General features: G+C 63.5%; 15 protein-coding genes. All 15 read left to right on the plus strand.

Annotated features, from left to right (window positions below):
- Positions 1 to 11 precede the first annotated feature (11 nt).
- The 15 genes from BJI67_RS08790 (at position 12) to glgP (ending at position 15,726) form a co-directional block, all read left to right on the plus strand.
- On the plus strand, positions 12 to 1,313 hold the full coding sequence (locus tag BJI67_RS08790; RefSeq protein ID WP_070072713.1) for a UDP-glucose dehydrogenase family protein: 1,302 nt from the start codon (positions 12 to 14) through the stop codon (positions 1,311 to 1,313).
- A 3-nt stretch (positions 1,314 to 1,316) separates the two neighbouring features.
- Positions 1,317 to 2,171 (plus strand): hypothetical protein, encoded by an 855-nt coding sequence (locus BJI67_RS08795; protein WP_070072714.1) that lies wholly within the window; start codon positions 1,317 to 1,319, stop codon positions 2,169 to 2,171.
- Positions 2,164 to 2,763, plus strand: a complete 600-nt coding sequence (locus BJI67_RS08800; RefSeq protein WP_070072715.1) for a histidine phosphatase family protein — start codon at positions 2,164 to 2,166, stop codon at positions 2,761 to 2,763. Before BJI67_RS08795 ends, BJI67_RS08800 begins: the two co-directional genes overlap by 8 nt.
- A gap of 106 nt (positions 2,764 to 2,869) precedes the next feature.
- Positions 2,870 to 4,831 carry an acetate--CoA ligase gene (gene acs / locus BJI67_RS08805; protein WP_070072716.1) on the plus strand — a complete coding sequence of 654 codons (1,962 nt, stop codon included), beginning with the start codon at positions 2,870 to 2,872 and terminating at the stop codon, positions 4,829 to 4,831.
- 42 nt (positions 4,832 to 4,873) lie between these two features.
- A complete protein-coding gene (locus tag BJI67_RS08810) occupies positions 4,874 to 5,317 on the plus strand; it encodes an HIT domain-containing protein (RefSeq protein WP_070072717.1) in 444 nt (147 codons plus the stop codon).
- Between the two features lie 121 nt (positions 5,318 to 5,438).
- Positions 5,439 to 5,786: a DUF2934 domain-containing protein gene (locus tag BJI67_RS08815; protein WP_070072718.1), complete on the plus strand. Its 348-nt coding sequence runs from the start codon at positions 5,439 to 5,441 to the stop codon at positions 5,784 to 5,786.
- A gap of 155 nt (positions 5,787 to 5,941) precedes the next feature.
- Entirely contained in the window at positions 5,942 to 6,769 is an 828-nt protein-coding gene (locus BJI67_RS08820; RefSeq protein WP_070072719.1) for a sulfite exporter TauE/SafE family protein, read from the plus strand.
- Between the two features lie 104 nt (positions 6,770 to 6,873).
- Positions 6,874 to 7,335, plus strand: coding sequence for a universal stress protein (locus BJI67_RS08825; RefSeq protein ID WP_070072720.1), 462 nt, complete (start codon positions 6,874 to 6,876; stop codon positions 7,333 to 7,335).
- Entirely contained in the window at positions 7,332 to 7,709 is a 378-nt protein-coding gene (locus BJI67_RS08830) for a YidH family protein (RefSeq protein WP_070072721.1), read from the plus strand. Before BJI67_RS08825 ends, BJI67_RS08830 begins: the two co-directional genes overlap by 4 nt.
- The gene (locus BJI67_RS08835; RefSeq protein WP_156782093.1) at positions 7,684 to 8,334 is read left to right on the plus strand and encodes a hypothetical protein; all 651 of its coding nucleotides are present in this window, start codon (positions 7,684 to 7,686) and stop codon (positions 8,332 to 8,334) included. The genes BJI67_RS08830 and BJI67_RS08835 overlap by 26 nt, the downstream gene beginning before the upstream one ends.
- A 246-nt stretch (positions 8,335 to 8,580) precedes the next feature.
- Positions 8,581 to 10,011, plus strand: coding sequence for an IS66 family transposase (gene tnpC, locus BJI67_RS08840; RefSeq protein ID WP_070071330.1), 1,431 nt, complete (start codon positions 8,581 to 8,583; stop codon positions 10,009 to 10,011).
- A gap of 23 nt (positions 10,012 to 10,034) precedes the next feature.
- Positions 10,035 to 10,721 (plus strand): DUF4010 domain-containing protein, encoded by a 687-nt coding sequence (locus tag BJI67_RS08845; RefSeq protein ID WP_070072723.1) that lies wholly within the window; start codon positions 10,035 to 10,037, stop codon positions 10,719 to 10,721.
- A 384-nt stretch (positions 10,722 to 11,105) separates the two neighbouring features.
- Positions 11,106 to 12,224: a phosphohexomutase domain-containing protein gene (locus BJI67_RS08850; protein ID WP_070072724.1), complete on the plus strand. Its 1,119-nt coding sequence runs from the start codon at positions 11,106 to 11,108 to the stop codon at positions 12,222 to 12,224.
- Positions 12,221 to 13,201, plus strand: coding sequence for a 1-phosphofructokinase (gene pfkB, locus BJI67_RS08855; RefSeq protein ID WP_070072725.1), 981 nt, complete (start codon positions 12,221 to 12,223; stop codon positions 13,199 to 13,201). The genes BJI67_RS08850 and pfkB overlap by 4 nt, the downstream gene beginning before the upstream one ends.
- Positions 13,198 to 15,726 carry an alpha-glucan family phosphorylase gene (gene glgP, locus BJI67_RS08860; RefSeq protein ID WP_070072726.1) on the plus strand — a complete coding sequence of 843 codons (2,529 nt, stop codon included), beginning with the start codon at positions 13,198 to 13,200 and terminating at the stop codon, positions 15,724 to 15,726. The genes pfkB and glgP overlap by 4 nt, the downstream gene beginning before the upstream one ends.
- Positions 15,727 to 15,735 lie beyond the last annotated feature (9 nt).

Here is a 15,735-nt window from a genome sequence, read left to right on the forward strand (position 1 = left end):
GGACATAGTCAATGGCGCAGCACGCCTTCATCGTAGGCCTGGGACACGTCGGTCTAGCCACTGCGGTCTGTCTGACCCGACTGGGCTGCCGGGTCACCGCACACGATCACGACGCCGACCGCCTCGACGCGCTGGCAAGCGGCTGTCTGGAAAGCGACGAGCCCGAACTGATCGCGGCTTTCACGGATGCCCTGGCAGACGGCAGCATCTCGCTGACCCGCGACGCGCATGCCGACGAAGCGGTGGATTTCGTCTTCGCCTGCATCGGCACGCCGCTGCGCGTCGACGGACGACCTGCCACCAGCGACCTGCGCCGAACCGTAACTGAAATTGCCCAACGCACACCCGGCGACTTTACTGTGGTGCTCAAGTCAGTGCCCCCGCCCGGCGGTGCGTATATCCGCCTGCAGGCCGCTCTGCATCGCCTGCGCACAAGCGATCGGCGCCTGCCCGTCGCCATTACGCCCGAGTTTCCTCGTCGCGGTCAGGCCCTGCGCGACATCACGCAACCCGACCGGATCGTGATCGGCTGCGACGATGCCGATGCCGCCAACGCCCTAGCCCGACTCTACGCTCCGCTGCGCAGCCCCACCCTGCTCGTTTCCCCCGCCTCCGCGCAACTGATCAAGTACGCCTCCAACGCCTTTTTCGCGACGAAAATCTCCTTCGTTAACGAGATCGCCCAGCTCGCGCGCCTGACCGGCGCCGACGTTCGCTCCGTGGCCGAAGGCATGGCGCTCGACCCGCGCATCGGCGCCGATTTCATCGAACCGGGTCTGGGCTACGGCGGCGACTGCCTGCCGCGCGAGGTCCGCGCCCTGGACCGGCTCGTACCGGACGAAACACCGGGGCTGCTGCGCGCCACACTCGCCGTCAACGCGCGGCAGCGCCAGGCCGTGATCCGCACCCTGCACGACGCCCTCGGCAACCTCCGCGGCCGGCAGATCTGCGTGTTCGGGCTGTCCTTCAAGGCTGGCACCGGCGACGTGCGCGAGGCGCCCGGACTCGCGGTGATCGATGCCTTGCGCCGTGGCGGCGCCCAGGTGCGCGCCTATGACCCCCGTGCCGGCTCCGCCGCACGCCTGGCCCGTCCGCCCGACGCACAGCTGCACCACTTCGACGACGCCTATACCGCCGCCGCCGGCGCCGAGGCCGTGGTCATCGCCACCGACTGGCCGGAATTCCGCACGCTCGACTGGGATGGCATCGCCGGTACGCTCAGCGGCGCGCGCGTGGTGGTCGACGGGCGCAACCTGCTCGAGGGCGAGCGTCTGCGTGCCCTGGGTCTGTGCTTCATTCCTCTGGCCGGGTAACGCATGCCCACGACACCGCTCACACCGTTCCTGCGCGCCTACGCACTGCTGCTCCCGATTCTCCTGCTGGTTCTGCCGCAAGCCGCACGCGCCAATCCCTGGACTCCGCCGGACGGCAGCAACACGCTCAATTTCCAGTACCGGGACTACAGCGCCGACCGCAGCTTCCCGCAGGGCACCTTCGGCACCGCCACACAGCCATCGAGCAGCCGCTATCTCAAGCAGGAACTGCGCATCACCGGTCACGCCGCGCTCAGCCCGCATTGGCTGGTGTTCTTCGACCTGCGCGCGGCACACATCGAGAAAATCAAGCACCGCAAGACCCTGACCGCCAGCGGGCCTGAGGATCAGCAACTCGGGTTCGCCCGGGTCTTCGATCTTGGCAGGGATACCGCCCAGGCCCTGGCCCTGAGCGCCATTCTCCCCACCGGCTCCGGAACCCTCGACCCCGCGCTGAGCACGGGCCAGCATGCGGTCGAAATGGATTACTGGCTGTGGCACAGCTTCGCCGCTGCGGGCGCGCCCCTGTTCCTCAGCTTGTCGCTCGGCCCGCGCGTGTTTCTCGAGGGCGGCGCCCCGCAGATCCGTTTCAGCGGCGTCGTCGGCGGTCCGTTTGCGCACCGCTGGTCCTGGGTCGGCAGCCTGTTCGTGTCGCGCACGCTGGGTCCGGATGGCGGCTACATCCCCGGAAATACCGCGCACAACGCCACCAACTACAACCTCCTGCGCCAGGGCATCGGCGTTTCCTATCGACTCACGCACGGCGTACGGCTGCGCCTGCTGTACGAGAAGGAGGTGGCCGGCGAGGCCCTGCATGCGGGGCAGCGCATCACCCTCGGGCTGAGTCTGCGTGGTTGAGGCCGACACCGCGATAGGTCCTGCGCGCCTGATCCTGGTCCGGCATGGTCAGACCGAATGGAACCGGGAAGGCCGCTATCAGGGCCGGGTCGATACCGATCTGTCGGCAACCGGCTGGGAACAGGCCATGGCGCTGGGCGAACGGCTGGCGGACAGTGGCGCCAGGACCCTCGTCAGCAGCCCGCTGCGCCGGGCACGCGACACCGCGGTCTGCATCGGCCACACCCTGCGCCTCGACGTCGGATTCGACGAGCGCCTGTGCGAACTGGCCTATGGCGACTGGGAGGGCCTGACCCAGGCCGAGGTCAAGGCACGCTGGCCGGATGCGCTGCGCCGCTGGAAGCGCGACCCCGATCTGCACCCTCCCGAAGGCGGTGAACCGCTGCCGGCCGCGGCCGACAGGGTCCGCCGTTGCCTCGACGAACTCGCCGCCGCGCCGACACCGGTCCTGGCCGTAACCCACGCCGGGGTCATCCGGCTGGCCATGCTGCTCGCCGAACGGACCTCGCTCGCCGATTTCCGGCGCATCAGCGTCGACAACGCCGGGCTGTGCGCCCTGGACTGGCCGCCTGCCGTGACCTCCGTCATCTAGGTTCGCGGCGTATTTCTGTTAAGCTTTTCTGCTCACCTACGGACCGCGTATCGCAGCGAATTGCTGCCGGGCACCGCACATCACAATACCGAGGAGCGCGTCGACCATGAGCGAAAACATCGAATCCGTCCTCCACGAGGATCGCGTATTCCAGCCCCCGCAGGACTTTGTCGCCGAGGCCCGGCTGAATGCCGAGAAACTCGCCGCCCTGCACCGCGAGGCCGCCGAGGACTATGAAGGCTTCTGGGCCCGGCAGGCACGCGAGGAGATCAGCTGGGAGAAGCCGTTCGGCGTGACCCTGGACGAATCGAACGCCCCGCATTATCAGTGGTTCTCCGACGGCCGCCTCAACGTCAGCTACAACTGCCTCGACCGCCACCTGGCCGAGCGCGGCGACAAGACCGCGATCATCTTCGAGGGTGAACCCGGCGACGTGCGCAAGTACACCTACCGCGAACTGCACGCCGAGGTCTGCCAGTTCGCCAACGCGCTCAAGGCACAGGGCATCCGCAAGGGCGACCGCGTGGTCGTCTACATGCCGATGATCGCCGAAGCGGTGATCGCCATGCAGGCCTGCGCGCGCATCGGCGCGACCCATTCCGTGGTCTTCGGCGGCTTCTCCGCCGAGGCCCTGCGCGACCGCGTCAACGACGCCGGCGCGCGCATGATCATCACCGCCGACGGCGGTCACCGCAGCGGCAAGATCATTCCGCTCAAGACCGCGGTCGACGAGGCCATCGCGCACGGCACGCCCAGCGTGGAGAAGGTCATCGTGTTCGAGCGCACCCGCCATGGCGTACCGCTGGTCGAGGGGCGCGACGTGCTCTGGGACGACGCCCTCGCCGGCCAGCCGACGACCTGCGAACCCGAGTGGGTGGAGGCGGAACATCCGCTGTTCCTGCTCTACACCTCCGGTTCCACCGGCAAGCCCAAGGGCATCCAGCATTCCAGCGCGGGCTATCTGCTGCACGCCATCCTCACCAACAAGTGGGTCTTCGATCTGCACGATCGGGACGTGTTCTGGTGCACCGCCGACGTCGGCTGGATCACCGGGCACACCTACGTCGCCTACGGACCGCTGGCACTCGGCGCGACCCAGGTGATCTACGAGGGCGCACCGACGGTGCCGGACGGCGGGCGTTTCTGGAAGCTTGCGGCAGAGCATGCGGTCACCGTGTTCTACACCGCGCCGACCGCGATCCGCGCACTGATGAAGCTCGGCGACGCCTTCCCCCAGTCCTACGACCTTTCCAAGCTGCGTCTGCTCGGTACCGTCGGCGAACCGATCAATCCGGAGGCCTGGATGTGGTATCACCGCGTGATCGGCGGCGAGCGCTGCCCGATTGCCGACACCTGGTGGCAGACCGAAACCGGCGGGCACATGATCGCGCCGATTCCCGGGGCGGTTGCGACCAAGCCCGGCTCCTGCACGCTGGCGCTGCCCGGTATCATGGCCGACGTGGTCGACGAGCACGGCGAGTCCATCGCCGAACCCAACCGCGGCGGCTATCTCGTCATCCGCAAACCCTGGCCGTCGATGCTGCGCACCGTGTGGGGCGACGACGAGCGTTACCGCAAGACCTACTGGGGCATGTTCGACGGCCGCTTCTATCTCGCCGGCGACAGCGCCCGCCGCGATGCGGACGGCTACTTCTGGATCATGGGCCGCGTCGACGACGTGCTCAACGTCTCCGGACACCGCCTCGGCACCATGGAAATCGAATCCGCCCTGGTCTCCCACGAGGCCGTGGCCGAGGCCGCCGTGGTCGGCCGCCCGCACGAGATCAAGGGCGAGGCCATCGTGGCCTACGTGATCCTGCGCGGCGAACGCCCCACCGGCGCCTCCGCCGAGGCCATGGCCAAGACCCTGCGCGACTGGGTTGCCAAGGAGATCGGACCGATCGCCAAGCCGGACGAAATCCGCTTCACCGAGGGCCTGCCCAAGACGCGTTCGGGCAAGATCATGCGTCGTCTGCTGCGCACCATCGCCAAGGGCGAGGACATCACCTCGGACATTTCCACGCTCGAAAACGAGGCCGTCATCGCCCAGCTCCAGGGCAAGGCCTGAGACCGCGCGGGCGCAGCACAGACTACGCCCGCCAACGTTGCGATGGGCGACGATTTCGGCCTCGATCCCCGGCTCGCACGCGACTGCCATCGCATGGGCGGCCTACCTTGCTGCGAACTGCTGCTGCTGGATAACGCTCTCTACCCATGGTTCATCCTCGTCCCACGCAGCACAGAAACCGAACTGCATGCCTTGGATGCCGGCTTTCGGGACGCCGTGATGGACGAGGTTTATCAAGTCGCGGCCTATGTCGAAGCCCATCATCCGCAGATCATGAAGCTCAACATCGCCGCTATCGGCAACATCGTCCGCCAGCTCCATATCCATGTGGTCGGGCGGCACGACAGGGATCCCGCCTGGCCGGGCGTGGTTTGGGGGCATGCCGCGAGGCGTGCCTACCTCGACGACGAGGTCGAACGGGAACGCGCGGGACTGATCGCAGCCGGGCTGCCGGATTTCCGGACGCATGACGTCGATCATGATTAACGACGCTGCCGCATGCGTCATTCACCGAATTGTCCTAACGTTTGCGCGTGATCTATGCTCTTTCAGACTGCCACCGCACCGCAGCCGGCAGCGCCCCCACCAGCCCTGACGGAGTAACACCATGAGCGAGACCCCCGCCTCCCCCCCGAAAAAAAGCACGCGCAGCACCAAGACCGCCGATACCACTGCCACTACTGCTGCCAAGACGGCCTCCAAGGCCCCTGCAAAGGCCGCCTCCACCGCAACGGCCAAGGCCAAGAGCGCGGCTCCGAAAACCGCCGCACCACGCACACGCAAGCCCAAAACGGCCACGATCCAGGTCACCCCGGAACAGCGTTATCGCATGATTTCCGAGGCTGCTTTCTACATCGCTGAGAAGCACGGTTTCGATCCGAGCCGCTCGCTGGACGATTGGTTGGAAGCCGAAACCCTGATCGACGCAGAACTCGGCGGCGGCACCACGCACTGACCCCTCAGCGGCCGGCGCGTTTGGCGCCGGCCGCAAATCTTGCCGTATCGGCACAGAACCCGGCGCCGAAATCCAGGTCTATTCGAGACACCGCACCTACCAGGTAGCGGCATATCTCTATTCGTCCCACACTGAGCCAGTCCAGGCAGACATCCATGAAGCAAGAACCCGCCCTGCATGTGCCTCGGCACAGCCGGCCCGCACCGCATGCCAAGGCGGTTATTATCGGACTCATTGCCGGTTTCGGCGGCGGCCTCGCCAGCCTTGGCGGCGGCACGCTGCTCATCCCGCTGCTTACCGGGCTGCTGAGGCTCGACGCGCTGGATGCGCGCGGCACCGCGCTTGCCGTTGCCCTGGTTAATGCCATCACGGCAGGTGCTGCCTATGCCATAAAGGGGAAAATCGTCTGGTCCGCCCTGCTGTGGGCCGGCGTACCCTCGTTATTCGTTGCCCCGGTCGCCGCGCGCATGAGCCGCAATTGGCCCGTGCGCGGCTTGCGCATCGTTTTCGGTGTGGTCGTCATCCTTGGCGGTGCTGCACTGCTGGCGGTCGGCACTTCGCCGCCGCACGGCTTTGCCACATCCTGGTCAACTATCTATCTGATATTTGTCGGTGTCTTTTCAGGTGCCGTGGCCGGTATTGTCGGGGTCAGCGGCGGCCCGGTGCTCGCCCCTTTGTTCGTGCTCGGACTGGGCATGCCACAGGCTCTGGCTCAGGGCACATCACTGATCACACGCCTACCTTCCACGGTCAGCGGTTTGTTGGAAAACGCCATCGAACACAACGTGCGCTGGGCCCTCTTGCCCTGGCTGGCGGTGGGCGGACTGATCGGCGCCCTCATCGGCGCACACGCGGCGATGGCACTACCCGAGCACCTGCTGAGAATGTTGTTCGCCTGCCTGTTGATTGCCCTTGGCATCTTCGAAATCCTTGACCGCCCCGGACACCGTCACCCTCCGCACCACCATGACCCGTATCCATGATGCCGATCAGCCCCATCGCAGGGGATTCAAGAAATAATTACCGTCAAATCCGATAATATTCAGCATTAGCTCATTCACGCCTTTCACAGGAGGGGAAATTCCATATGGGCCTTTATCAACGCATCCTCGTTCCGGTCGACGGCAGCACTCCCGCGAGCAAATCGCTCAAACAGGCACTGAATCTGGCCGGTGATCAAAAGGCCGCCATCAAGCTGATCACCGTGGTCGATGAGGCGATTGGCGATTACATGGGCGGCGAACTGGCCTGGATCGATCCGCAAACGCTGCGCGACAACCTTGTCGCCGGCGCACGCAAAGTGCTCGATGCCGCGCTGGATGAGGCCAAGGCCGCCGGCCTGACGGTGGAATCCGAGCTGATCGAATCACCGGAAGGCCGTATCGGGCGCGCAATCCTCAAAGCTGCAGAGGACTGGGGCGCCGACCTGCTGGTGATCGCCACGCATGGCCGCCACGGACTTTCCCGACTGCTCCTCGGCAGTACCACTGAAACCCTGCTACGCAAGGGCAGTCTGCCGATGTTGGTCGTACCGTCCGCCGCCCCGTGATCGACCGCTTCAGCGATCACGCTGCCAACGAGCGCACCTATCTGGCGTGGATACGCACGGCGGTCGCGCTCATGGCCTTTGGCTTCGTGATTGAGAAGTTCGATCTTTTCATTCGCTATCTGGTAGTGGCCGGCAACCATGCCGGACCGCACAGCTCGGGACATGGCGCCGCCGGCGCTGGTCTCGCACTGATGGTGGCCGGCCTCATCATGGTGGGCGTTGCCAGCTGGGGCTACCTGCTCAATCGTCGCCTGATCGACAGCAAAACGCAGGAACATTACCACGCCACACTGCCAAACCTGATTCTAGCCGTGCTAGTCGGGGCGCTGGGACTGTTTCTGGTCGTCTATGTCGGCCGCGAAGTGCTGGGCTGAGCATGTCACCACAGCGCATACCCGCCGCACCATGCTGACGCAGGCCGCACTCTCCCCGCTTCTGATTGCCTTCGTGGCAACCACCCTGTTCGGGTTCGTCATCGGTCTCGAACTGCACAGCTACCGGCGCGCCAGCGGTCACGGGCTCGGCTTCGGCACCACGCGTACCTTCACCCTGCTGGCCGTACTCGGCTTTGCCCTGACCCTGCTCGACCCAGGACTCAGGCTGTTCGCCTTCGGCTTCATCGCCGTCGGCGTCCTGCTTGCGCTCGAGTACTGGGCCAGACTCCGCGACGGCCGGCAAAGCCTGCTTGCCACCCTGATCGCACTGCTGACCTTCCTCGTCGGCCCGCTCGCGCTAAAACAGCCGATGTGGCTGCTCATCCTCTACGTGGTCGTCATCCTGCTGCTGCTTGGCGAAAAGCCCGGCATCCGCCGTTTCTCCGACGCCTTTCGCAGTACCGAGGCGCCCACCCTGGTCAAGTTCATGGTCATGGCAGGCCTGATCCTGCCGTTGCTGCCGGACCGCCAGATTGCGCCCTTCCTCAGCGTAAGCTACTACCAGGTCTGGCTGGCGGTGATCGTGGTCTCGGGCATTTCTTACCTGAGTGTAACTACTCAGTGAAAATAATTACAAAAAGTACTTGACAGGGTTTTTGGTAGTTTTTTTGAAAATATGGCGGCGCTGTAACGAGTGCGATTATTGGTCTCCGAAAGCGACAGAGGCGTAGTCTTCCTTGCGACATCACGCGAGGCACTGCCCCACCGTCAGTCAATTATTTTACGCCGCCAGATCGCCTTACAAACGAGAAAATTGGCACTTCAAAACCCGTGAGATAATAGCTTCATTACTTCTTTGGAGCAGTCTTGCGTGCGGATCGACGGCGTCGATATCGAGATCACCCTGGCACAGGTCAGGGCGCAACTGGAGCAGGAGAAAGACCTATCTCCGGCACTCCGCGCCAGTATCGAGATGATGCTCATGTTGTTCGTCGTGTTACTCAACCGTCTCGGGCTCAATAGCCGCAACAGCAGTCAGCCGCCGGCATCGGATCCCAATCGGCCACGCAGCCAGCGTGTGCGCTCAAGCCGACCTTCCGGTGGCCAGCCGGGGCACGTGGGCAAGACCTTGCGCCCGGTCGAGCATCCCGATGAGATCGAGGTCCTCAAGATCGATCGTCGTCGCTTGCCGAAAGGCTGCTATACCGAGGCGGGTTTCGAGACTCGCCAGGTTTTTGATATCGACATCAGCCGGATCGTGACCGAGTATCGGGCGCAGATCCTGGAGAATGAATCAGGCCAACGTTTTGTGGCTTCATTCCCGGAAGGGGTGGATAAGAAGGTGCAGTATGGTTCCGGCCTCAAGGCCCATGCCGTCTATCTGTCCCAATATCAGCTCTTGCCCTACAAGCGGATCCAGGATTACTTTGCCGATCAGTTGGGCATCCCTTTGAGCGATGGTTCACTGGTGAACTTCAATCGCGAGGCATTTACCCGCCTGGCGGCCTTTGAGGCGATCAGCAAAACGGCATTGGCCAAAGCCGTGTCCGCTCATGCCGACGAGACCGGGGTCAACATTGATGGCAAACGCCATTGGCTGCATGCTCTGTCCAATGCTGATTGGACGCATTATCAGGTCCACAGTAAGCGAGGCCAGGAGGCGATGGACGCGATCGGGATCCTGCCACGGTTCCGCGGTGTGCTGTGTCATGACCATTGGAAACCCTATTACCGTTATCGGGACTGCACCCATGCCCTGTGCAATGCCCACCACCTGCGCGAACTGGAACGAGCATTCGAGCAGGACGGACAACAATGGGCGGAAGCGATGGGCAAGCTGCTCAGAGAGATTCATCAGGCCGTCGAGAACGCTGGCGGCATCCTGCCGCTGACCGAGGCCAATGCTTACCGGCAGCGCTACCGAGATGTGCTCGAGGCGGGGCAACTGGAATGCCCTGAGCCGGAAAAACCACCCGACAACAAGCCTCGGGGGCGGATCAAGCGGAGCAAGGCCCGCAATCTGCTGGAGCGTCTGATGGCCTATGAAGACGATGTGCTGCGTTTCATGGTGGACGTCAATGTGCCGTTCACGAACAATCAGGCGGAGAACGATATCCGTATGACCAAAGTGCAGCAGAAGATCTCCGGCTGCTTCCGCAGCCTGGAGGGTGCCGCGATGTTTTGCCGCATACGGGGATATCTATCGACCTGCCGAAAGCAGGGGGTCACGGCTTCGGAGGCGTTGCGCCTAGTATTCGATCGCAAGCTACCGGCTTTTGCTCTGGCGATCTCTGAGAATTAGCTGAGTAGTTACACCTGAGTTACATGGTCCAGACCTATTTCTTCCCTTCTCGCGGTGCTCTGCTCACCGGCCTGCTCGGCGGGCTGTATTCGAGCACGGCGGCTACCGTTGTCCTCGCACGTCGAGCGCATGAGGCCGGCGCGGATGTGCGCAATCTCGCCGCCGCTGTGGTGCTCGCCACCGCGATGATGTATCTGCGGCTGTTCATCCTGATTCTCATACTCGGCCACGAAACCGTGGCCTGGCGGCTCACAGCCCCGTTCGGTCTGTTGTTCGCGCTGTCTCTGGCACTTGTCTGGGTGCTGCACCGCGACGGCAGCGGTGACGCACAGGCCAACGGCAACCTACCGGCGCTACGCCACCCACTCGAATTCAGCACCGCGGTCCTGTTCGCCACCCTGTTCGTCGCCTTTGCCGGCCTGACCCAGTGGGCGGTCACACACTATGGTGCGGGCGGTCTGCACGTACTTTCCTTCGCCGTGGGTTTCACCGACATCGATCCCTTTATCCTGTCTTTGCTCGCCGGACGCTTCCACGTCGGCGAAGCCGGCCTTGCGGCGGCCGTGATCATTGCCAGCGGGAGCAACAATCTGCTCAAGGGCATCTACGCTTTGACGCTAAGCCGCGACCTGCGCCTGCTCCCGGCCGCGGCGTGGCTGATCGCCAGCTGCCTGCTCTCGGTGTTCTACGCTTACTGGCATGTGTCTTGAGCGAGATGCGTGCCAGGCCATTCCGCCATCCCACGGGAGCGATGACCTGGATCATATTGTCTGACGATTCACAGTGGTGGACACCTCCCAGCGAATAAGCGGCAGTTAACATCACAGCTTATCCGGCTGGTACATGTGTAGCGGGACACCGGAAATACTCGGCCTCCGAGTGTTGTCGCATCATTCATGGAATCGTCACGCTTTTGTTCTATCTGGCAGAGGTTGGCGCCGCACCACCAGCTAGAGACGGACAAGGCTGTCACAACGCCTCTGACGCGGCAGATTCCAGGACTATTGTTTGTATTTATTTCGCGCCGGGATCGCACAATGTCGCGCGGTGGAAGCCACCCGTAATTGGCCCCAGATCAAGCACGAGACACGACCATGGATAATCGCTTCACCCAAGTCATCACCTCCGAAGGCATTCGCTACCCGGTCGAGCGAGGTCTGCATTGCAGCGACGTGATCTCACTGGCTCGCGCTTATGGCGACATGATCTCGCCTGAGGGTGACAAAGAATTCGTCATTGGCTACGACACCCGACTTAGTTCGGCCTCTCTCTCTGAGGCCGTCAGCATTGGCCTGCGCTCCGGCGGACATCACGTCACGCATATTGGCCTGAGTTCGACACCGATGATGCGCTGGTATGCAGCTGAGCATGGCTATGTCGGAGCCATCATGATCACGGGAGGGGGCGCACCTATTGGATACAATGGTTTCAAACTGTATCGCGAGCGAGCCATCGCCCTGGGCCGCGATAGTGGCCTGGACGAAATCGCAGCCAGTGCCTTGCCGCCTTTCTATTCAGTGCTCACATGCACCCCCGAACTTCGCTATGCCGCACCCTTGCCCGATTACGCCGCAGTCATTCGTAGTTATTCCCGTACCTTCAGCCCGATCAAGATCGCTCTCGACGTAGGCAATGGGGTCGGTGGACTGGATACCAGCGCTGTATTCTCGCATCTGCACAACGTACGTATCTGGGAACTCAATTTTGAACCCGATGGCAGTTTTCCCAACCGCTCCCCGGATCCCAGACATCCTCAAGCCCTGCAAAACCTGGGGCAATGCGTCGTCACCAACGGCTGTCGCTTCGGTGCTGCCTTCGATGGTGATGCCGATGACCTCGTGGTGGTGGATGAAAACGGCAGCGCCCTTGAGCCCGAGCGCCTGGGTGCTCTACTGGCGCAGTTCCTGCTCGATCAGCATCCTGGTGGGGCCGTAGTTCATCATCCAGATCTTCGCCCGGATATCCTCGCATCGATTTCTGCCGCAGGAGGGCGGCCGATCGCCGCCAAGAACTCCAGCACCGCCGCCATTCAGATCACCATGCAGAATGAAGACGCCTTGTTCGGCATGAACGACCAGGGCAAGTACTTTTACGGAGACCTGTATGGCATCGACAACGCGCTACGTACCATCATCGAATTGATAAACGGTCTGACCGAAAATGAGCACCCGCTATCGTCAATCGCCGCCAACCTGAAATCAGGGTCCGTATGATCGAACCACCCGGAATACCCATCGTCTGTCTGACCCTGAATCCTTCCGTCGACATCAGCTATGACATCTCGAATCTGGTCGTCGATCAGAAGATCCACGCACATGCCAACCGCCACGATCCCGGTGGCAACGGCATCAATGTGGCCCGTGCACTCAAGCATCTGCGCGTACCCGCACACTCGGTCTGCATCGTCGGCGGCGAGATCGGTGATTTCCTGCAGCGTCTGATCGCCCACGAGCTCGACCACCCGCATTGCATCCGCATCGAGGGTGAAACCCGGGTCAACGTAACGCTGCTGCAACGGGAACCGCGCGCGCAGTATGAGGTCAGCGGCACCGGCCCTCAGGTCACCGAACTCGCCTTACAGGCCGTGATCGACGAGGTACTCAATCTGGCCGGCGGAGGCATCGCTGTGCTTACCGGCTCGCTGCCGCCCGGAGTGCCTCCCGATATGTACGCCTCGCTGATCCGCGCATTGCGCGCGCAAGCGGCACGCTGCGTGCTCGATGCCCAGGCAGAGGCCCTGATCCACGGCATCGAAGAACGTCCATTCCTGATCAAACCCAACCTCTACGAACTCGAACAGCTAGTCGGCCGAGCCCTGCCCAATCTGGACGATATCGTCACCGAGGCACGTGCCCTGCAGGCCCGCGGCATCGAATATGTCTGTGTTTCGCTGGGTGCGGAGGGTGCATTGCTGGTGGATGCACAGGCCAGTTATCTCGCCAAGTCACCGCCGGTCGATGTCGTCTCGACCGTTGGGGCCGGCGATTCCATGGTTGCCGGACTGGTGGCCGCACTCTCGCGCGGGGAACCGCCTGCAGAAGCGCTGCGCCTGGCGGTCGCCTGCGGCAGCGGTACTGCCAGCCGGCCCGGTACGGCGTTGTTCGGCTATCAACAGGTTCAGGCGCTCCTTGCCGGCATCGACATTCAGCGTATCAAACACACATCTCCGCCACCCGAGAACTCTCCGTGAACGACTACCGACGCTATCTGACACGCGACGACCTACCTGCGCCACTGTCACGACTGACCGAACTCGCCCTCGATCTGCGCTGGAGCTGGAGCCATGCCTCCGACGTCCTGTGGGAAACCATCGATCCAGACCTGTGGGCGGCCACCGCGAACCCCTGGCTGATTCTCGAAACCGTCTCGCGCGACCGGCTCGAAAGCCTTGCCGCCGATCCGGCTTTCCGCGACGAACTCGAACGACAGCTCGCGGAACGCGAGGACAACCTGAACGGGCCGACCTGGTTTGGCGAACTCGACGCCGATGGACACCTGGGCACGGTCGCTTACTTCAGCATGGAATTCGGTCTCAGCGAATCCCTGCCGATCTACTCCGGCGGCCTCGGTATTCTGGCCGGGGACATGCTGAAGACGGCCAGTGACCTAGGCGTGCCAATGGTCGGGGTGGGTCTGCTGTATCAGCAGGGGTATTTCCGTCAGGCGCTCAACATCGATGGCGCGCAGCTTGCCTACTACCCCTACAACGACCCGGCCATGCTGCCGGTCATCCCGCTTCGAAACGGTGACGGAGGCTGGCTGCGGGTAACCGTCGAACTGCCCGGCCGCACCCTGCAGTTGCGCTGCTGGGAGGCGCGCGTGGGACGCTCGAGACTGCTGCTGCTGGATGCCAACGATCTCGTGAACAGCCCGCGCGACCGCGGCATCACCGGCGAACTCTATGGCGGCGACAACGAGGCACGCCTGACGCAGGAGGTCATCCTGGGTATCGGCGGCTGGCGCATGCTCGAACACCTCGGGCTATCGGTGCGTGTCTGCCATCTCAACGAAGGTCACGCCGCCCTGGCAGTGCTCGAACGCGCCGCCAGCTTCGCACGGGCACATTCACTACCCTTCGAAGTGGCATTGCGCGCCACTCGCGCAGGCAATCTGTTCACCACTCACACCCCGGTTCCGGCCGCCTTCGACCGCTTCCCGCCCGCACTCGCACGGCTGTACCTGCAGCCCTATGCGGAGCAGTGGCAATTACCCTTCGAACGCATTCTGCAACTCGGCCGCGTCGATGAAAGCGGCAACGGGAACGGCGACGAGGAATTCGTGCCCGCATATCTAGCGCTGCACGGTTGTGGTGCGGCCAACGGAGTCTCACGCCTGCACGGCGAAGTCAGCCGGCGCCTGTTCGCCATGTTGTTTCCGCGCCGCCCGCTCAGTGAGGTTCCCGTCGGGCACGTGACCAATGGCGTACACACCCCGAGCTGGGACTCGCAGCAGGCCGACCTGCTGTGGACGCGTAGCTGCGGCAAAGAGCGCTGGGTCGGCGATCTGGCGGAAGTCGGCGGCGGCGTGCGAGCACTCGCAGACGAAGAGTTGTGGGAGTTCCGCGGCGCCAGCCGGCAGGCATTCATCGCCGCCGTACGCAGTCGGCTAGCTCGCCAGCGAGCCAGCCATGGGGCCACTGAAGCACGTATCGGGGAAACCGCACAATTGCTCGACCCCAATGCGCTGACCCTCGGTTTCGCGCGTCGCTTCACCGCCTACAAACGCACCAACCTACTGTTGAGCGACCCGGACCGCCTGTCGCGCCTACTGACCTCGACCTCACGCCCAGTACAGCTGGTGATGGCCGGCAAGGCACACCCTCTGGACCGCAACGGCCAGCAGATGATCAAGGACTGGAGCGCATTCATAGCCCGTCCCGAATTGCATGGCCGCGTGGTGTTCGTCGAGGATTACGACATGGCGGTAGCCGCCACCCTGGTCCAGGGTGTCGACCTCTGGATCAACACGCCACGCCGTCCCTGGGAAGCCAGCGGCACCAGCGGGATGAAGGTGTTGGTCAACGGCGGCCTCAATCTTTCCGAACTCGACGGCTGGTGGGCGGAAGCCTACGCACCGGAGCTCGGCTGGGCCCTGGGCGACCGTTGCGAACACGATGCTGACGCGGCCTGGGACGCCGCCGAGGCCGAGGACCTCTACCGACTGCTCGAGGAAGAGATCGTTCCGCTGTTTTACACTCGCGACCAAAACGGAGTTCCGCGCGAGTGGGTTGCGCGGATTCGCGAGAGCATGGCGCGGCTGACGCCGGCGTATTCCTCCAATAGAATGCTGCGCGAATATGTCGAAAACTATTACCTACCGCAGGCCAAGGCCGTCGCCGAACGCGAGGGAAATGGTGGGAAACTGGCTACGGAACTCGAAGCCTGGCATCGACGTCTTAAAGATCACTGGGACAGCCTGCGTATCGGCGATCTCTCTTGGTCGCGTGAGGATGCGGGCTGGCATGCGGACGTGCAGGTGTATCTCGATGACCTCGAACCGGATGACGTTGCCGTGGAACTGTTCGCCGACCCGGACGTGCGGCACCGTCTGCAACGCATCGACCCCCTGCCCGGCGCCATCCATGGCTATCGCTACGGCGCGACGCTGCCTGAGGACCGCGACCCGCAGGAATACACGGCACGTATCGTCCCCATCCACCCGGCGGCCAGCATCCCGCTTGAAGCGACCGAAATACTCTGGCAGCCGCGCAACTGAGTCCAGTCC

Origin of the sequence: Acidihalobacter aeolianus, assembly GCF_001753165.1 — a bacterium.
Taxonomy (GTDB): domain Bacteria; phylum Pseudomonadota; class Gammaproteobacteria; order DSM-5130; family Acidihalobacteraceae; genus Acidihalobacter; species Acidihalobacter aeolianus.